Raw genomic sequence first — 18,595 nt, 5'->3', positions numbered from 1 at the left:
CAAGCCGTTGACCATCCCGAAACAAGCCGCGGCGATCTCGCGACAAGCCAAGGACCATCCCTCAACCAGCCGCGGGACCATCCCGGCAAACCCTGCCCAACCCCCATCACCCAGACGGACCGTGACCTGGGGGTTTCTGGCATGGCAAAGCCCGGATACCGGGGGACCGGATCCTGGAGGCAGGGGTTTCGGGTAGTACGACCAGACAGGCCCGGGAATTGGAAGAGGTCGCCGATATGTGCTCGGGGGTACACACATCGACGACCTCTACCGGAGAATCGGTCGCCCTTACACCGGCGTTACAGGGTTTCACGGACAATTTTCCGCCATCGCAAAGTTGGTGCTCCAACACTCGGCGATGACGGATGGTTACCTGCCGAATACGGCAACATGGGGCAACGCCTCACACGAACCCCAGGGATGCACTAGTGGCCACCTCCGATCCGGTCTACCTGCGCGTCGTCGAAGACATTCGGCGGCAGATCAACGACGGCACCCTCCTCCCCGGAGCGCCCATCCCCTCACGGGCGCAACTCACTCGCAAATACCAGGTTGGCGAGACCGCGGCGCGTCACGCGTTGCGTGTGCTGGCCGCCGAAGGTCTCATCATCGGCCGCGTGGGCTCCGGCCATTACGTTCGGGAACAGCTGGAGCTGTCCCCTCTTCACCGCTGGCGGTTTCTCGACCACCCTGCCCCTTTCGCCGCCGACCTGCAGTCGCAGGGACGGCGTGTGACCTGGGACTGGCACAGCGAGCCCGCCGAAGCCGGGCCGGAGATCGCCCGGCGGTTGCGGGTGGGCGAGGCCGTCATGGTCTCGCGCACGCGTTACGTCTTTCGCGGCGACGGCAAGCCGCTGCAACTGGCCATCTCCTATGAGCCGATCGAGTTCGCGGCGCACTCGGAGGAGGAACGGCGCAGCCTGGTGACCCGGATGTCCGCACATGGAATCAAGCTCACCGAAATCGTGGAGAGTGTGCGCACCCGCGTGCCGCGCCCCACGGAGAGTGACGCCTTGGACCTGCCCGCCGGCGTTCACGTGCTCCACGTCGAACGCACCCACTGGGCAGGCGACCGCCCGGTGGAGACGAGCGACATCGTGATCCCCGGTGACCGATTCCAAGTGGTTTACAGCATGCCCATGTGATTCATCGGACCTCAACGCAATCAAGTCTAGATCGTGCAGCATTTCGTGGTTATCGTCACGATAATACCTCCGATGTATGGAGTGGCGATGAGCCCACGAGTACTGGCGGGAACGACCATGATCGCGGCAATGCTGGTGGCACCTCCGGCGGGGGCAGACATTCGGGCCGGAGGTGCACCGGCGGGCACAGATGTTCCGGCCACCCAACAGACCCAGGCAGCCAAGGGCGCTCCGCCTTCCAGAGGGATCCCCGTAGCTGCAGGTGCCCCGATCCCCATAGCTGCGCCGGTCCCCAGAGGGATCCCCATAGCTGCACCGGCCCCCAGAGGGATCCCCATAGGCGCACCGGCCCCCAGAGGGATCCCCATAGGCGCACCGATCCCCAGAGGGATCCCCATAGGCGCACCGGCCCCCAGAGGGATCCCCGTAGGCGCACCGATCCCCAGAGGTGGCCCGGCAGACGCCGGCACACCTGCCCCAAGAGGCGTATCAACAGACACACGTCATGAACTGCCGGCAAGCATGACCCCCACCGCCCCAACCAGCGCGAATTCCACGAATCCCCACCAACCCACGAACGCCGCGCCGTACACGCTGTGGTTCGACGAGCCCGCGCCCGACTCCACCAGCGGCTGGGAGCAGCGGTCGCTGCCCATCGGCAACGGCGCCCTCGGCGCGACGGTGTTCGGCGGGGTGGCGGCGGAACGACTGCAGTTCAACGAGAAGACCCTATGGACCGGCGGACCAGGAGTCAGCGGCTACAACTTCGGCAATTGGGACACACCACGGCCAGGCGCGCTCGAGGCGATCCGCGACCGCATTGGGAAGGAAGGCGGCATCAAGCCAGAGGACGTCCTAGCCGCTTTGGGCCACAAGTCCGACTCGCCGCGTCACCGCAGGTTCGGCGCGTATCAGAGCTTCGGGGACGTCCGGCTGACCTTCCAGCAAACCGCCGAAGCAGTGGAATACCGCAGATTTCTGGATATCTCCCGCGCGGTGGCCGGAGTCACGTACACAGTGGGAGATACGCGGTTTACCAGGGAGTACTTCGCTTCCGCACCGGATGGCGTGATCGTCGGCCGGCTGACGGCGGACAAACCCGGCAAGCTTGGCTTCACAGCCGCCATCCCCACTCCGGCCAACCGCACCAGAACCGCCACCGCCACCAACGGCCGCATCACGGTAAGCGGCGCCCTGACCGGCAACGCCATGCGGTACGAGACACAACTCCAACTGATCAACCAGGGCGGCGTGCGCACAGACGGACCGGACGGCTCGGTGACGATAGCCGGCGCCGACGAAGTGATCTTCATCCTGGCCGCAGCCACCGACTATGCCCCGACATATCCGAAATATCGTGGCGAAGACCCGCACACCAAGGTCACCACGCAGATAGACAGAGCAGCCGCCACAGGGTACGAAACCCTCCTCGCCCGACATCAGACCGACTACCGCGCGTTGTTCGACCGGGTGAAGGTGGATCTGGGCGGTGTGATGCCGGCCGTACCGACCGACGAGCTTCTAGCCTCGTACGGCACGGCAGCGCCGGCCGATCGTGCCCTTGAGCAGCTCTATTTCCAGTTCGGCAGATACCTGCTGATGTCCTCCTCCAGGCCGGGTTCACTCCCCGCCAACCTGCAAGGTGTCTGGAATGTCCATGAGGCGCCACCCTGGCAGTCGGACTACCACGTCAACATCAACCTGCAGATGAACTACTGGCCCGCGCAGATGACCAACCTCAGCGAGACGTTCGAGCCGTTCGCCCGATATGTCGAGGGACTGCGTGAGCCGGGACGGATAACGGCCCGGCAGATGTACGGCGCGGGCGGGTTCGTCGCCCATCACGCCTCCAATGTTTTCGGCCACACCGGCGCCTGGGATCACCCCGCCTATTTCTTCCCCGAATCCGGCGCGTGGCTGGCCACGCAGATGTACGACCACTACCGCTTCACCCGCGATCGGGCCTTCCTCGAGCGCACCGCCTATCCGCTGATGAAGGAGGCGGCGCTCTTCTGGCTGGACTTCCTGCGGACCGACCCGCGCGACGGCAAGCTCGTGGCCATCCCGAGCCGCTCGCCCGAACTCGGCCCGTCGGTGGCCGGCGCGTCGATGTCGCAGGAGATCCTGTGGCAGTTGTTCACCGAGGTCAGGGATGCGGCGCTGCTGACCGGCGACCCGGCGTTCGCCGCGAAGGCCCACAAGACGCTCAAGAAGCTGGATCCCGGTCTCCGCATCGGAAAGTGGGGCCAGCTGCAGGAGTGGAAGGAAGACCGCGACGATCCGAACGAGACGCACCGCCACGTCTCTCACCTGTACGCGCTGCACCCGGGCTACCAGATCTCCCCACGCACCACCCCTGAATACGCTGAAGCCGCCAAGGTATCCCTGAACGCCCGTACCGACGCGGGCACCGGATGGAGCAAAGCCTGGAAAATCAACTTCTGGGCACGCTTGCTGGACGGCAACCGCGCCCACAAGCTCCTCGGCGACCAGTTGAAGACGAGTACGTTGCCCAACCTGTGGGACACGCACCCGCCCTTCCAGATCGACGGAAATTTCGGCGCAACTGCGGGTATGACCGAGATGCTGCTCCAATCCCACCTGGACCTAATCGATCTGCTCCCCGCCCTGCCCGCCGCCTGGCCCGAAGGCTCGGTGGACGGCCTGCGGGCGAGAGGCGCCTACACGGTCGGCCTGACCTGGAAGGCCAACAAGCCCACCGAAATACGCCTAACCAGCGATAAGTCCGGGCTCGCCGCCCTCCGCCATGACATCTTCCGCTCCCCCGTCCGCGTCTTCCTGGGGCCCCGCCCCATCCCGGCGGTCCGCCACGGCGACAAACTCCTCATCCCCACCAAGCCCGGAGCAAAATATCGGATCGTACCCACGTGAATACTGTCGGTGGCGGTTGATAGAAACTGTACGTGCTTGTCAACGACCTGCCCCCGCACGAGCGTCCACGCGAGCGGCTCATGGCCGCGGGCGGCGCGGCCCTGGCCGACCGTGAGCTGCTCGCGGTCCTGCTCGGCTCCGGCTTTCGCGGGTCCGGCGCGGTCGAGCTCGCCACCCAGGTCATCGAGCACTGCGGCGACCTGGGCGAACTCGCCCGCGCCGACCCGCACCGCCTGCTCGCCGTCCCGGGCATCGGCCCCGCCAAGGCCGCCCGGGTCGCCGCCGCCTTCCATCTGGTACGGCGGGCACAGTCGGGCCCCGAACGCCCGAAAATCTCCGGTACCGCCGACCTGGCCGCCATCACCGCCCCCATGCTGCGCGGCCTCACCCGGGAACGCCTCGTCATCGTGGTCTGCGACAACCAGGGCCGCGTCCTTCGCCGGACCGTGCTGACCGAAGGCGGCGCCGATCACACCCCGTTCCCGGTCCGGGAGATCATCACCACGGTCCTCACGATGGGCGGCGCCACATTCGGCGTGGCCCACAACCATCCCACCGGCTCTCTGACCCCCAGCCAGGCCGACCTCGCCGCCACCGCCCGCCTGACCGAAGCCGCCGCCACCGTCGGCCTGCGTTTCCTCGACCACCTCATCATCACGGACACCGCCTGGCGCCGCATTCCCCTGGAGACACCGGTCGACCAGCCACCGTGACCCCCAGAAGATCAGAAGAACACCACGGTGCCGGCGTCCACCCGGCGGCGGAACGTCCACCACATCCAGGTTTGCATGATCGCCAACACCGGCACCACCACGAGAAGGAACCCGCCCAAGACCCGCAATGTCGCCACATCCGCAGCGACCCCCGACATGCTCCCAGCCAGCCGAACCCCCACCGTCACCGCCGGAGACGCAGTCGCGAAGGCGGTCAACGCGACGGCCGCGCCGTACCACGATCGAGACAGCACGGCCGGGACGGCGAGGAGTCCGGCGGCGGCGAGCACCCCGAGCGCGGCCATGAGGACACGCGTGCCGAATCCCGAGCCAGGCACCACGAGCTGGACAAGTGACGCGAAGCCCAGCAGAACGGCGGCAGGGCGGGCCAGGCGGACGGCCAGACCGGCGGGACCGGCAGCCAGCGAAGCGGGGTAGCGGACGGAGAGGAAGGCCGCGCCATGGGTGGCGAACAGCAGCACCATCACCACCGCCCACAGGGCGGCGTCCAGCCCGGCGACGAGCCAGCGGCCGGTCAGCGGCGGCGGCCCGGTCAGCAGCGTGCCGACGAGCAAGCCCCAGAACACGGCGAACACCCAGCTCGAGGAGGTCAGCATCGTGTCCCAGCCGCGGCGCCAGCGCGGGGACGGCCGGCGGCTGCGGAACCAGATCGCCGCATCACGCACCACCCAGATGAGCAACCCGGCCACGATCAGCAGATACAACCCGCCCAGCAGATGATCCTTCATCACCGGGAAGGCCCCGGCCAGCACACCGCCGACGGCGACCAGCCACACCTCGTTGCCCAGGAAGAACGGCCCGATGGAGGTGAGCGTGACGCGCCGCTCGTATTCAGTGCCGCCGAGCCGGCGCAGCAGCATCCCGGCGCCGATGTCGAATCCGTCCACCACGAAATATCCGGCGAACAGCAGGCCAAGCAGGATCGGCCAGAGGAGTTCCATGGGTCGTCTCCTTCAGAAGGTGTGGACGCCGGCGCGCTCGGCGGCGCTCACCCGGTCGAGGGTGGACCCGAAGAGCTCGTCGTCTGGGCCCTTACGGACAAAGCGCACGATCAGCAGATAGTCCACGACCGCCAGCGTGCCGAGCACCAGCGTGAACCCGACGAAGGAGATCAGCACGACGGCGGCCGGGAGGTCGGAGACGGCCTTCTCGGTGGTGAGCAGGCCGTAGACGGTCCACGGCTGACGGCCGACCTCGCGCACCAGCCAACCGGCGATCACGGCGACGAACGGCAACGGGACCATGGCCACGAGCACGTACAACGGGACGCGCAGCCGTACCACCCAGTTACGGAAAAGCAGGACCAGCAGGACCAACAGGACGAGCACCATCAGGAAGGAGCTGTTCATCATGATCTGGTACGGCACGGCGATCCAGGAAGGCGGCGCCCAGTCGCCGGGTCCGAACTGCTGAGCCAGAGCCTGCCGAACGGCGGCCAGGCTCCCGGGCTCGGGCTGGAGCTGGGCCAGTTTGGCGGGCTGGTTCTGCTCGATCACGACCTCTTGCAGGAAGCCCCAGTGAATGACGGCGAGCGCGCCGATCACTGCGGCGATGAGCCCCCAGCGCATCGACCGGCGGAAGAGGTCCACTTCGGTGGTGCGCTTGATGAAGTGCCAGGCGCTGACCCCGGCCACGAACAATCCGCCGGCCAGGACGCCCGCCGAGATCACGTGGAGCAGCGTGTCGGTGAGGCTGCTGTTGGTCAGGAGCGCGCCGAAGTCGGTGAGGTATGCCTGGTCGCCGCGGATCTCGTAGCCGACCGGGTGCTGGAGGAACGCGTTGGCGACCATGATCCAGAAGGTGGAGACGTAGGCGGTCAGCGCGACCAGCCAGATCAGGGTCAGATGGATGCCCTTGCGGATGCGGTCCCAGCCGAAGATCCACATGCCGAGGAAGGTGGCCTCGGCGAAGAACGCGATGACCGTCTCCAGCGCCAGCGGTACCCCGAAGACGTTGCCCGTCACCTTGGACAAACCACTCCAGTTCAGCCCGAACTGAAACTCCATCACCAGCCCGGTGACGATGCCGACCGCGTAGTTGACCACATAGATCTTGCCCCAGAACTTCGTCATGCGGCGATAGACCGGATTGCCGGTGATCACGTACGCGGTCTGCATGCCCGCCACGAACAGAACCAGTCCCAGCGTCAACGTGACGAAGAGGAAATGGATCGAGGTCGTCGTCGCGAACTGCAGCCTCGACAGCAGCAGGTTGTCCATGGGCCAGCAGCCTGTCAGCCCAGGCCGGACGGGTCGTCAGCCCGCAGAAGACTTCCCCGGCTACCGCACCGGGCGCAGCGGCGAGGGCCGGCTACTCCCCCTGCGGTATCCGGCGCTTGCGGGGGGTGACGAGCCCGGACTCGAAAGCGATCACCACGAGCTGGGCCCGGTCGCGGGCGCGCAGCTTGATCATGGCCCGGCTGACGTGGGTCTTGGCGGTGGCCGGGCTGACCACCATGCGCTCGGCGATCTCCTGGTTGGACAGGCCCGCTGCGACCAGCGCGACCACCTCGCGCTCGCGGTCGGTCAGCACGTCCAGCTCGGGGGTCGGGCGGTCGTCGGTGACCTTGGCCGCGTACTCGTCGATCAGGCGCCGGGTCACGCCCGGGGTGAGCAGCGCCTCGCCCTCGGCCACCACCCGGATCGCCTGCAGGAGCATGGCCGGTTCGGTGTCCTTGACCAGGAATCCGCTGGCGCCCGCGCGCAGGCTCTTGAAGACGTACTCGTCGAGCTCGAACGTGGTCAGGATGACCACGCGCACCCCGTCCAGCCGGGGATTCTCGGCGATGCGGCGGGTGGCCTCGATGCCGTCCATCTCCGGCATGCGCACATCCATGAGAACGATGTCCGGCCGCGACGTGACGGCCAGTTCCACTGCGCGGCGGCCGTCTGCGGCCTCGCCCACGACCTCGATGTCGGGCTCGAAGTGCAGCAGCGCCCGCAGGCCCGCCCTGATCAACGGCTGGTCGTCGGCCAGCACCACCGTGATCACGCCGCCAGCTCCCTGAGCGGCAGCCGGGCCGTGACCATGAAGCCGCCTCCGGGCACGGGCCCGGCCGCGAAGGATCCGTTCAGGGACATCGCCCTCTCCCGCATGCCCACCAGGCCGTTCCCCTCACCCGGCATCCCGCCGACGCCGTCGTCGCGTACCTCCACCAGCAGCTCACCAGCCTCCCGGCGCACCGACACCTCGGCGCGGGCCGCTCCGGCGTGCTTGATGATATTGGTCAGCGATTCCTGAATGATCCGATATATCGCCAGATCGATGCTCTTGGGGAGTTCGCGGGATTCCTCCGGAAGGCGGAGATCCACGTCGATGCCGGCCGAGCGTGCCCGCCGTACCAGCTCGGGAAGGCGATCCATGCCCGGGGCCGGAGCGAGCGGCTCGCCCTCCCCCACATCCCGCAGCACCCCGAGCGCGCCCCGCAGCTCGACCAGGACCTCCTTGCTGACGCGGCGAATGTCACCCAGCGCCCGGCGCGCCTGCTCAGGATCCCGATCAAGCAGATGCTCCGACACGCCCGCCTGCAGGTTGATGACCGAGATGCTGTGGGCCAGCAGATCATGCAGTTCCCGGGCGATCCGCAGCCGCTCCTCCGTCACCCGCCGCCTGGCCTCCTCTTCCCGGGCCCGCTCGGCCTCCGCCATCCGCGCCCGCTCGGCCCGCACCTGCTCCTGCCGGATACGCGACATTTCCCCAATAACCAGGATGGCGATGAGCATGGTGACAAACCACACGGTGCCCTGCACACCCGGCTCCCGCATCCCCAGCCACCCGAGAACCAGCGTGCCCACCAGCCAGACCAGCATCCCGGCGACCCCGGCCACCCGATGCCCCCGGCCCACCGCAGTGAACAGGGCAATAATGGGCGGAATCGCCGCGGCGCCACCGGGAAAGTCAAGCCCCTGATACGCCAGCGAACCCGCAAGCACCACCACGACCGTCGCCACCGGAGCCCTCTGCCGGGCCATCAGCGGCAACGACATCCCGACCAGCAGCACCAGCCCCAGCCACAGGGGCAGCGGGCCGGGCGGCGACTCCCGGGCGATGAACACGGTCCCGACGACGGTGACGCCACTGACCGCCACGGCCAGGACGACGTCCATCGGGATTCGGCGGATCATACGAACACTGTAGGCGCTGCTCTCCGGCTCCCGGCTGAGCCGTACACGCGGAATCGGACGGCCGGAAAGGCCCGGCATCAGACCTGAGGCCGTACATCAGACCTGAAGGCCGTACATCAGACCTGATGGCCGAGCGCGGCCGGCTGCGCTGACACGCCCAGCGGTGGCTGCACAAAACACTCTGACGCCCGCGCAGTAGCTGGCGAACCGGACCGATGCCGGTGACCTGGATCCGTTCCGATTCACGGCCAGGGAACACGGCCGAACATTGACGTCGGCCGTAGCCGACAGCACCGCCGGCCACGGCGAGCGCAGCAGCGAACGGACCGACTCCCGCATCGGTTACCGGCAGCGCGAGGGGGACACCCGCGCCGGAGCGATCGACCTCGCGATTGCCAACTCCGGCAAGGCTCCTACGATCCGGACCGGCTGCTGGAACCGCACAGCCGCGGATGGTCACGCTGGTGCGTACCACCACGTCGACCAGCCCACCGCCGACCAAGTCCGCGTCCAGTCCGCCTGGGTCATCGACGCCCTCGAAGGCCACCCTCCTGTAAGCACCCGGACGCCCACGAGGGCCTGCACGAAACCTGGCGGCAGAGTCCATGGACATGACCCGGCGGGTTCCGGGTGGCCAGGTCTCCACAGGTGATCAACCCGGAGATGACGCGGAGACCTGGCCACGACTCATCGGTAGTCGTGGGCGGGCAGGCCATCCCACCCACGACCACCCCTTGGGCCACCCGCACTCCGGTAGCCCATGGCCGCGCCGGGACTCCCGAGGGAGAGGAGTGCCCAGCGCAAAGCCCCAGTGTCGGCAGCAGCCGAACCCCAGCACCGGGAGGCTGGTTGTACCGCGGCCCGGGGCACAGCACGCAGACCTGGCCCCGGTGTCGCAGCCCCCGTGGGCTTGGGGAGCCCACCCAACAGCTCAAACACCGCGGTCGTGGACGGGCCCGGCTTCCAACACCGCCCACGACCGCTCAGGGCTACCCGGTCGGTGCAGCCCTGCGAGCGCCGAAACCATAAAGGGGATAGCTTCGGCGCTACCACTAAAGCGACTCCGGGACGCCCCGATCAGACCCTCGCCCGAAGCCGCCGCTCTCATGCCGCGACAACCCGCTAGTACACCTCACCCCGGAGCAACCGTCTCCACACCGGCCACACTCTTGCTGCTAGCAGCCACGGCGTCTCGTACACCACCACGGTCTCCTCGCTCAGGCGGATCACGTGCCGAATGAACATCAACCCTCCGCCCTGACAGAGCTCATAGAACTCGGTCTGGCAGTTCGAACAGGTGGTATCCCGCACTCGCACCCAGTCCGCCCGTGGGCGTTCTTCGTGCCACTCGATCTCCTGTGCCCCCGGAACCAGAGGCTTCCTGTGAAGCCCTCCGCATGGAAAGCCATCATCAAAAGCTTCCGCCATTAGCCGCACCCGCCCAAGCGCACCGATCAGGTGATGCCTAACTATAAGCCTTGCCGTATGCATAGGTCTAGTCAGACGTATCTATAGGGTCAAGTGAGCGTCTGCTTTGTGCATGCATGTACGCTTTCGCCTATAATCCATGTGTGCTTGACCGAGACGGGCCCGTACCTATCTACAAACAGGTCGCCGACGAGATCCGCAAGAAGATCGAAAGTGGCGAGCTGCCCGCAGGCTCGCCCGTGCCCAGCGAGGCCAAGCTCGAGAGCGACTACAACATCGCCAGGACCACCGCGAGACGTGTCGCCCGCGAGCTACGCGAGCAAGGCATGGTCTACACGATCCAAGGCGAGGGCACTTTCGTCGGAGAGCCAGGCGTACCACGCCAGCCGCGGAAGACGCCGATCTACCAGAAGATCGCCGCAGACATAGCCGACCGCATCCAGCGCGGCGAGATCGCCCCGAACCGCGCGATCCCCGGCGAGAAGGCCATGATGCAGCAGTACGGCGTCGCCAAGGTGACCGCTCGCCAGGCGGTTGCCCTGCTCCGCGAGCAGGGCTGGGCGTTCACCGTGCCCTATCGAGGCACCTACGTCGCCGATCCCGCGGACTGGCCGATCAACAAGTCCGGCTAGCTCCTATCCACTGGTCCTATCACCTGTATACCCTTGACCCATGCTCGACCCTGAGGGTGTAACCCATATCTACATCCAGCTCGCCTCGATACTCCGAGGCCGGATCGCCGCCTCACCTCCGGGCACCCCGGTGGCGAGCGAAGCCGAGCTGCAGCAGGAGTTCCGGATTGCACGCTCCACCGCGCGAAGGGCCATTCAGGTCCTTCGCGAAGACGGCCTAGTGCACACCATCCCCGGCGACGGCACCTTCGTCGGGCCCCCAGGGCAGCCACGCCACATGGAGTATTGGCCGGCCTATCAGCGCATAGCCGCCGGAATCACCGAGCGCATCCTCGCCGGGTCCCTGCTGCCGAACCGCCGCATCCCCAGCGAAAAGGTGCTGATGGAGCAGTACGGCGTAGCCAAGGCGACCGCCCGCAAGGCAGTGGCGCATCTGCGCGAACAGGGATGGGTCTTCACGGTGCCCTCCCGCGGCACGTACGTCAGCCCTCAGGAGACCTGGCCTAAGACGTGACCAGGCGGAGGTGGATGCAGACGATCTCGGTGTCGTCGTTGACCTCGTGGCCTTCGGCGGTCCAGAAGCGGTGGTGGGCTTCGCGCCAGTGTTCGATCGAGCGGAATCCCTCCCCCTCCGCCTCCGCGAACTCCCAGGGGACCGCGGCGAACGGCATCACCGAGAGACCCACGACCTCGACCTCGCCCACCCGGCCGCCGTCGTCGTCGACGAAGACGAGGTGTTCGCCGATGTGCTCGAGTTCCTCGCCCTCGGCGCGGTAGTCGGCCTCCAGGTGGCCGGCGGTGGCCGTCTTCCGGCCGGCCAGGACCAGGGCGTTCAGTTCGGCGCGCAGCGGGCCGGGGCTGCCGAGCTCCAGCACTCTGAGGTTGTCGATGCGTGGCCACATGGCACGCATTATCGGCCGGTGGAGGGCCACGAGCGCAACGCGATTTCCGCCATGGCGGTCAGGTCGTCCCGGGTGGCGCCGGCAGCTGCTTGTACGGCGATGCCGTCGGTCAGCGTCATGACGAAACGGGCCAGGGCGTCGGGAGATGCGGCCGGACTTCCACACCGCCGTCCGCATCCACCGGGTGCTGGCCGCGATCGAGACGGCCGCGCGCACCGGTCCGTCACCTGCTGAGCAGTTCGAGCGGATCGTCCGCCGGCCAGAACGCGTCAACCCCCGGCTCGGCCAGCACCGTCACGGCCCCGGCATCGGTCTGCAGGCGCCGGAACTCCATCCTGACCACCCGTTCCTCGTCGTCAAAGCCGATGTGGACGGCCGCGTATCCCACCATCCGCCACCGGAAGGGCAGCCGCTCCTCCCCGAACACCACCGAAGACGACCGCAGCTCACCGCTCCCGTCGGCCCCGAAGTGAACCTCGTCCCCGAGCAACACCCCGGCGGTCCCCAATGCCGACCGCCACGTCCCGACCGGCCCGTGCGTCAACGCCCATTCCACACCCCGGATGTTAGAACACCGGGATGATCTCCTCGGGATCGATGAAATCCACCTGGACCCCTTCAAGGTCCAGCTCGGGGATGGCGGGGAAGGCGATCCCCCACCGCTCGACGATCGCGCGGACGCGGGCCATCGCCTGCCGCCAGTTCTCCGCCTGCTCCTCGTACGAGAGCACCCCGAGCCCGGCCGTACGAGCATGATCCATCAGCACGCGATGGTTGTTGAGGAAGTACGGCGGCAGCTCCCAGAACCCCTCCGGCGGCTCCCACAGGATCATCGACAGGAACACGAACCCGGCCCGGAGCTGCCGGGTGATCAACGTCTTGACCTCCTCGGTCAACCCGGGCCACTCGTTCTCCAGGATGGTCATGCAAATCTGCAGATGCCGGGATTCATCCCGCCCGATCCGCTGGAACATCTCCGCGAACACCGGATGCCGCGTGCCTGACGCCATGCCCCGGAACAGGGTCGAGGCCGCCATCTCGCCCATCATGAAGCTGGTGAACAGCACAGGCAGCGAGTACTTGCCGACGGCGGCGGTGTATCCGGTCCAGTACCGCCCGCCGTTGTGGTAGAGCCACCCGATGTTGTTGTGCGCGGCCTGTTCGAGGCCGTCGGCGGGCGTCCAGTCCAGGGGGCCGCCTGGCCACAGCCGGGCGATGACCCGCTGGCAGCACTCCTCGTGGTTCATCTCATCGCGGGTGATGGAGAAGAAGCACTTCCGGACGGGATCCTCCTCGTGCTTCTCGAACGCCTGGATCGTGGCCCGGGCGAAGACCGCCGGCCCCGAGGCGTCGAAGTTGGCGAGCACGGCGAACCAGTACATGATCCCCAGCCGCTGCTCCCGGGTGAAGTCCGCGGCCACGAGGCCGTCCCAGGGCAGGTCGGCGGGGTTCCAGAGCATGGTCTTCGACTTCTCGTAGATGGCCGCGAGTTTCTCGGTCTCCACGCGCCATTCCATCGGGTAGATGTTCGGCTGCGGGATCTCCGGCGCGGGCCAGAAGCCGCCTTCGGGCACGGTGAGGTCGGCCATGTGACACCTCCGACTCTCATCGTGCGCGCTGGTGTCATGTGATTCAAGTACGGGCGCGCTGGGTCAGGGCCACGCACACGAGTACGGCCAGCGCCGCGGCAACCGTGACCCACCCGAAGCGTTCACCGAGGAGAACCCAGGCCCACACCAGCGTGAGCAGGGGCTGGGTGAGCTGGGTCTGGCCGGCGCGGGCGATCCCGCCCTGGGCCAGACCCGCATACCAAGGGATAAATCCTAGAAACATCGAGATAAGTCCGACGTAGGCGAAACCGGCCACCGCCTCGCCGCTCCACAGCACCGGGGTGGTCGCCGACAGCACCACGGTCACCGGCAGGGTCACGGGCAGCGACAGCACCAGGGCGTAGGAGATGACCTGCCACCCGGGCACCGACCGGGCCAGCCGCCCGCCTTCGGTGTACCCGACGGCCGCGGACAACAGGGCGGCGACCAGGAGCAGGTCGGCCCAGGCCGCGGTGGCGCCGCCAGTGCGGGTGAAGGTGAACGCGGTGATCGCGACGGCGCCGGCCGTACACGCCACCCAGAACAACGGCCGCGGGCGCTCCCCCGCGCGCAGCACCGCGAAGGCGGCGGTGGCGGCGGGCAGCAGGCCGATGACCACGGCGGAGTGCGCGGTCCCGGCGCCCATCGCCAGCGCGAGGCCGCTGAAAACCGGGAAGCCGAAGACGACGCCCAGCGAAATCAGCGCATAGGACCGCCACAACCGTCGCGGCGGCAACAGCGGCACACCCGCCGCCCGCAGGCAGATCAGCGCGATCACCGCCGCCAGCGCCGCCCGGCCGATCGCCACCAGCCACGGGTCGAAGCCGCGCATCGCGAAGACGGTCGCCGGGAACGAGCCGGAGAACGACAGAACCCCCAGGAAGGCCAAGGTCGTCCCGCGCCGGGCCCGGGAGACCGCTACTCCAGGAGCGACGATAGCGCTATTCTGTGTACTCATGAACCACGATAGCAGTATCGCCCACATAGCCGCGATGCTGCGCGAAGAGGTCGCCAGGCTCCAGCCGGGCGACCGCCTGCCGTCCAGCCGGGAGATCATGCGCCGCCACGGCGTCAGCCCGGTCACGGTGTCGCGGGCGATCGGGCAGCTCACCGCCGAGGGACGGGTCGTCACCAGGCCGGGCGCCGGCGCGTTCGTGGCTCGCCGGACCACGGCGAATCCGGCCACCGAACCGGACATGTCCTGGCAGACCGTCGCCCTGGGCGACCGGGTCGTCGACGACCAGGCGGTGACCTCGCTGCTCGCCGCCCCGCCCGACCACGTCATCCCGCTGACCGGCGGCTACCTGAACCCTGCTCTGCGCCCCTCCAAGCAGCTCGCCGCCGCGGCGAGCCGGGCCGCCCGCAGGCCGGACGCCTGGGCGATGCCGCCGCTGACCGGCCTGCCCGAGTTGCGCCGCTGGTTCGCCCTCCAGGCCGGCGGGGACGTGACCGCTGCCGACGCGCTCATCGTCAGCGGCGGGCAGTCCGCCCTCTCACACGCGTTCCGGTCCCTGGCCGCACCCGGAACCCCGGTCCTGGTCGAGACGCCCACGTACCCCGGCGCACTGGCCGCGGCCAAGGCAGCCGGGCTGCGCGCGACAGCCGTACCCATGGACCGCGACGGCGTGCGGCCCGACCTGCTCGCCGAGGCGTTCGCCGTCACCGGAGCGCGGGTGTTCTACTGCCAGCCCACGCTGCACAACCCGACCGGCGCGACGCTCACCCGCGAGCGGCGCGAGCAGGTGATCAGCGTGGCGCGGGCGGCCGGGGCGTTCGTGATCGAGGACGACGTGCTGCGTTACCTGGCCGACCAGGCGCCGCCGTCCCTGGTCGCGCTCGACCCCGACGGCACGGTCGTGCACGTCAGCTCGCTCACCAAGATCCTCGCCCCGAGCCTGCGGGTGGCCGCGGTGGTCGCCCGCGGCCCGGCCGCGCACCGGCTGCGGGCCAGCCAGCTCGTGGAGTCGTTCTTCGTGGCGCGGCCGCTGCAGGAGACGGCGCTGGAGTTCGTCGGCTCCCCCGCGTGGGAGCGCCATCTGCGCACCGTGCACGCCGAGATCGCCGTCCGCCGCGACACGCTCGCCACCGCCCTCGCCGCCCGCCTGCCCGCCGCCGAGCTGCACCTGCTGCCGCGCGGCGGCAAGCACGTCTGGGTACGGCTGCCGCCGCACGTGAACGAGTCCGCCCTGGTCGAGGCGGCCTACCGCAACGGTGTGCTGGTCAGCCCGGGACGCATGTACTACCCGTCAGAGCCGCCGGGCCCGCGGCTGCGGCTCACCTTCATGGCGGCGGCACACGCGAGCCAGGTGGCCGAGGGGGTACGCCGCCTGGCCGAGGCCATGGACGCCGGCTAAGGATCCGGCGTGGCACGGACGACGGCCTGGTCGCCTCTCGGCCCGAACAGGTGCAGGATCTCCACGGCGTTCGTGTCCGCGGGACCGAACCAGTGCGGCTCGCTGGTGTCGAACTCGGCCACCTCGCCGGGCCGCAGTGTGAACTCCCGCGTGCCGAGAATGACGCGCAGCTCACCCGCGAGGACATAAAGCCACTCATAGCCCTCATGGGTCACCAGCTGCGGCTCGCGGGGCGCCAGCACCTGCTTGAACACCTGCACGCGGCCCGGGTACTGCGTCAGGGGCACGAGGACGCTGCCCCGCCTCCGGCGCAGGGGTCGGAGATGCACCCGAGGATCACCGCTGGCCGGCGCCGCCACCAGTTGGTCGAGTGCGACGCGGTGGGCCCGTGCCAGGGGGATGAGCAGATCCAGCGTCGGGCGCCTTTTGCCGGATTCCACCCGGGACAGCGTGCTCACCGAGATCCCGGTCGTGGCCGCGAGCGTCTCGAGCGTGAGTCCCCGTTCCCGGCGCAGCCTGCGCAGCCGTGGCCCGATGTCGTCGAGGATCCGCTCCAGCTCCGCGTCCATGGATCCAGTTTTGCAGTCTTCGCAAACTTCGTGGACGGTCGGCCTCCCCTGGTCCGAGCCTTGCCGGGCAGTGTTCCCGGATGTGCGAGGTGGACCGTGACCGTTCAACCCCTGTTGAGTGCGCGCAGGCGCTGGACGGTGCTGGCCGTCTGCTGTCTGAGCATGTTTCTGGTGGGCCTGGACACCACCATCGTCAACGTGGGCCTGCCGGCGATCGGGCGCGGCCTGGACGTCGGGATGCGCGGGCTCGAATGGATCGTGGACGCCTACACCCTCGTCATGGCCGCGCTCCTGATCTCCTCCGGCGCGCTCGCGGATCGTTTCGGCCGCCGGCGGGTGTTCCAGTGCGGGCTGGCGGTGTTCGGCGTGGCGTCGCTGGTCTGCGCGCTCGCCCCGTCGGCGGGGGTGCTCATCGCGGCCCGTGCCGTGCAGGGTGCCGGCGCCTCGATGCTCAGCCCCGTGGCCCTCGCGATCGTGGTGAACGCGATGCCGGACCCGAAGGAGCGGGCACAGGCGATCGGTGTCTGGGCGTCGGTGTTCGGGCTGAGCATGGCCGCAGGTCCCGTCACGGGCGGTGCTCTGCTCGCGGGGCTGGGCTGGCAGTCGCTGTTCTGGGTCAACGTGCCGGTCGTCGTGGCCGCCCTGGTGCTCAGCGCGGTGTTCGTACCGGAGTCCGGGGCGGGGAAGCAGCCGCGGCGGCTCGACGTGCCCGGCCAGGTTCTGCTGATCGTCGTCATCGGAGCCGTGGTCGGCGTCCTCATCGAAGGGCCGCGCATCGGCTGGACCTCCCCCGTGGCGCTGGCGGGGTACGCCGGGGCCGCTGTGGCGACGGTCGCGTTCGTGCGGGTCGAGTGGCGCCGGCGTGAGCCGCTGATGGATCTGCGGCTCTTCGGGCGTCCGGCCTTCGGCGGTGCCGTCCTGGGCGCGGTGGCGGTCTTCGTCGCCCTGAGCGTGACGCTGTTGCTGACCACGCTCTACCTGCAGCACACCCGGGGATGGGCGCCGCTGGCCGCCGGGATGGCGACCCTGCCCTTGGCCGCCGGAGCGGCTGTTTGCGCGCCGTGGTCCGGCCGGCTGACCGGCAGCAGGGGGCCGCGGCCGCCGCTGCTCCTGGCCGGCGGCTTCATCACGGCCGGTGGGCTCTGCCTGACCGGGCTCACCCCGGACACCGGCGTGCCCCTGCTTCTGACGGCCTACGCGCTCATCGGCATCGGCTTCGGTTTCGCCAACGCTCCGATCACCAACACCGCGGTCGGCGGCCTGCCGCCCGCTCGCGCCGGCGTGGCCGGGGCGATCACCTCGACCGCCCGGCAACTCGGCTCGGCTCTCGGCGTCGCCCTGGCCGGCGGCCTGGTCACGACCACCGGCCCGGAGGGAATCGCGCACGCCTCCCGCCCGGGCTGGATCCTGGTCGCCGCCTGTGGAGCACTCCTCTTCCTCGTCGCCCGCGTGTCCGGCCGCAATACCTAGACCAGCACGCGGGCGGCGTGCTCCAGGATCACCTGAGCCACTTTCTCCGGCGCCCGGTCCTGGGCGGTGTGGCCCTGGCCGGGCAGGACCACCCGGGTGGCGTGCGGCAGGGTCCGCTCCAGTGCGTCGAGCCGCTCTCCCAGGTGGGCGGGGCTGCGGTCGCCGCCGAGCAGTACGACGGGTTCCCTGATGCCCGCGTAGTCCCGGAGCCGGTTGCCGAGGGCTTCGATGGCCAGAAGGTCGTCGATCTGCCGGGGGGCCAGGCGGCGGAGCCTGGGGATCACGGTAACGGCGAGGGCGCCCAGGGACGCCTGCCAGGCTGGGACGCGGACGACGTCGCGGAGGAAGACCCGCATGGCGCTCGTCATCTGGCCGCGGTCCCTGGCCAGGCGGGCGCGTTCGGTGGCGGCGCCGCCCAGCGTGGTGTCGACGATGACGGGCGGCTCGTAGAGGACGCCGCCCGCGAACGAGCCGGCCAGCAGGCACTCCAGGGCCAGCACCGCGCCCGAGGAGTGCCCGACGACCAGGACCGGGCCGGCCATGCGAGCGGCCACGGCCAGCGCCGCCTCGGCCTCCTGCGCCATGCTCGCCGCAGGCCCCCGCGACGGCTGGTACTGCAACCGGCACGGCACCTCGACCGTGTAGTGGGGACGGAGCAGGGCGGCGACCTTGCGCCACATGAACCCGTCGTCCAGCCCGGCGTGCAACACGAGAATCCCGGACATCCCAGCCTCCTTAGCACTGCTAAGGACGAAT

The 18,595-nt window shown here is 68.9% G+C and carries 17 protein-coding genes and 1 pseudogene; 8 read left to right on the top strand and 10 right to left on the bottom strand.

The features are described from left to right. Positions 1 to 428 precede the first annotated feature (428 nt). The 3 genes from FVE25_RS44520 to FVE25_RS44510 all read left to right on the top strand — a co-directional run bounded on the left by FVE25_RS44520 (position 429) and on the right by FVE25_RS44510 (position 4,750). Positions 429 to 1,145, top strand: a complete 717-nt coding sequence (locus tag FVE25_RS44520) for a GntR family transcriptional regulator (RefSeq protein ID WP_157253567.1) — start codon at positions 429 to 431, stop codon at positions 1,143 to 1,145. 522 nt (positions 1,146 to 1,667) lie between these two features. Next, a complete protein-coding gene (locus tag FVE25_RS44515) occupies positions 1,668 to 4,037 on the top strand; it encodes a glycoside hydrolase family 95 protein (protein WP_157253566.1) in 2,370 nt (789 codons plus the stop codon). Positions 4,038 to 4,069: 32 nt separating this feature from the next. After that, positions 4,070 to 4,750: a JAB domain-containing protein gene (locus FVE25_RS44510; RefSeq protein ID WP_157253565.1), complete on the top strand. Its 681-nt coding sequence runs from the start codon at positions 4,070 to 4,072 to the stop codon at positions 4,748 to 4,750. Positions 4,751 to 4,761: 11 nt separating this feature from the next. Here the strand turns inward: FVE25_RS44510 and FVE25_RS44505 are convergent, their stop codons facing one another. From FVE25_RS44505 to FVE25_RS44490, 4 genes are all read right to left on the bottom strand, one after another. After that, positions 4,762 to 5,712 carry a cytochrome d ubiquinol oxidase subunit II gene (locus FVE25_RS44505; RefSeq protein ID WP_157253564.1) on the bottom strand — a complete coding sequence of 317 codons (951 nt, stop codon included), beginning with the start codon at positions 5,710 to 5,712 and terminating at the stop codon, positions 4,762 to 4,764. Positions 5,713 to 5,724: 12 nt separating this feature from the next. Next, on the bottom strand, positions 5,725 to 6,990 hold the full coding sequence (locus FVE25_RS44500; protein ID WP_157253563.1) for a cytochrome ubiquinol oxidase subunit I: 1,266 nt from the start codon (positions 6,988 to 6,990) through the stop codon (positions 5,725 to 5,727). Positions 6,991 to 7,081: 91 nt separating this feature from the next. After that, a complete protein-coding gene (locus FVE25_RS44495; RefSeq protein ID WP_157253562.1) occupies positions 7,082 to 7,762 on the bottom strand; it encodes a response regulator in 681 nt (226 codons plus the stop codon). Further along, entirely contained in the window at positions 7,759 to 8,895 is a 1,137-nt protein-coding gene (locus tag FVE25_RS44490; RefSeq protein ID WP_157253561.1) for a sensor histidine kinase, read from the bottom strand. The genes FVE25_RS44495 and FVE25_RS44490 overlap by 4 nt, the downstream gene beginning before the upstream one ends. Positions 8,896 to 9,190: 295 nt before the next feature. Between FVE25_RS44490 and FVE25_RS54085 the strand changes: the two are divergent. The 3 genes and pseudogenes from FVE25_RS54085 to FVE25_RS44480 form a co-directional block, all read left to right on the top strand. Continuing rightward, positions 9,191 to 9,345 (top strand): annotated as a pseudogene (locus tag FVE25_RS54085) (transposase); the annotation flags it as partial. Positions 9,346 to 10,466: 1,121 nt separating this feature from the next. Beyond that, positions 10,467 to 10,955 carry a GntR family transcriptional regulator gene (locus FVE25_RS44485; RefSeq protein ID WP_246268429.1) on the top strand — a complete coding sequence of 163 codons (489 nt, stop codon included), beginning with the start codon at positions 10,467 to 10,469 and terminating at the stop codon, positions 10,953 to 10,955. Between the two features lie 40 nt (positions 10,956 to 10,995). Next, positions 10,996 to 11,469 carry a GntR family transcriptional regulator gene (locus FVE25_RS44480; RefSeq protein ID WP_157253559.1) on the top strand — a complete coding sequence of 158 codons (474 nt, stop codon included), beginning with the start codon at positions 10,996 to 10,998 and terminating at the stop codon, positions 11,467 to 11,469. On the opposite strand, the gene FVE25_RS44475 is transcribed toward FVE25_RS44480, so the two are convergent. The 4 genes from FVE25_RS44475 to FVE25_RS44455 form a co-directional block, all read right to left on the bottom strand. Then, the gene (locus FVE25_RS44475) at positions 11,459 to 11,857 is read right to left on the bottom strand and encodes an ASCH domain-containing protein (RefSeq protein WP_157253558.1); all 399 of its coding nucleotides are present in this window, start codon (positions 11,855 to 11,857) and stop codon (positions 11,459 to 11,461) included. The genes FVE25_RS44480 and FVE25_RS44475 overlap by 11 nt on opposite strands. Positions 11,858 to 12,080: 223 nt before the next feature. Continuing rightward, positions 12,081 to 12,413: a hypothetical protein gene (locus FVE25_RS44465; RefSeq protein ID WP_157253556.1), complete on the bottom strand. Its 333-nt coding sequence runs from the start codon at positions 12,411 to 12,413 to the stop codon at positions 12,081 to 12,083. A gap of 10 nt (positions 12,414 to 12,423) precedes the next feature. Beyond that, positions 12,424 to 13,446, bottom strand: coding sequence for a hypothetical protein (locus tag FVE25_RS44460; protein ID WP_157253555.1), 1,023 nt, complete (start codon positions 13,444 to 13,446; stop codon positions 12,424 to 12,426). Between the two features lie 43 nt (positions 13,447 to 13,489). Further along, complete coding sequence (locus FVE25_RS44455; protein WP_157253554.1) at positions 13,490 to 14,404, bottom strand: DMT family transporter; 915 nt, start codon at positions 14,402 to 14,404, stop codon at positions 13,490 to 13,492. Here FVE25_RS44455 and FVE25_RS44450 point away from each other — a divergent pair. Further along, positions 14,403 to 15,800, top strand: a complete 1,398-nt coding sequence (locus FVE25_RS44450) for an aminotransferase-like domain-containing protein (RefSeq protein ID WP_181019911.1) — start codon at positions 14,403 to 14,405, stop codon at positions 15,798 to 15,800. The genes FVE25_RS44455 and FVE25_RS44450 overlap by 2 nt on opposite strands. Here the strand turns inward: FVE25_RS44450 and FVE25_RS44445 are convergent. Continuing rightward, positions 15,797 to 16,369 (bottom strand): helix-turn-helix domain-containing protein, encoded by a 573-nt coding sequence (locus FVE25_RS44445; protein WP_157253553.1) that lies wholly within the window; start codon positions 16,367 to 16,369, stop codon positions 15,797 to 15,799. The two genes, FVE25_RS44450 and FVE25_RS44445, sit on opposite strands and share 4 nt — an antisense overlap. Before the next feature lie 96 nt (positions 16,370 to 16,465). Here FVE25_RS44445 and FVE25_RS44440 point away from each other — a divergent pair, with 96 nt between their 5' ends. Then, positions 16,466 to 17,839 carry an MFS transporter gene (locus FVE25_RS44440; RefSeq protein ID WP_246268428.1) on the top strand — a complete coding sequence of 458 codons (1,374 nt, stop codon included), beginning with the start codon at positions 16,466 to 16,468 and terminating at the stop codon, positions 17,837 to 17,839. Here the strand turns inward: FVE25_RS44440 and FVE25_RS44435 are convergent. Beyond that, positions 17,836 to 18,564, bottom strand: coding sequence for an alpha/beta fold hydrolase (locus FVE25_RS44435; protein WP_157253552.1), 729 nt, complete (start codon positions 18,562 to 18,564; stop codon positions 17,836 to 17,838). The two genes, FVE25_RS44440 and FVE25_RS44435, sit on opposite strands and share 4 nt — an antisense overlap. Between the last annotated feature and the right edge of the window lie 31 nt (positions 18,565 to 18,595).

The organism is Nonomuraea typhae, assembly GCF_009760925.1.
Lineage (GTDB): Bacteria > Actinomycetota > Actinomycetes > Streptosporangiales > Streptosporangiaceae > Nonomuraea > Nonomuraea typhae.
This window is presented reverse-complemented; position numbering and strand designations above follow the sequence as displayed.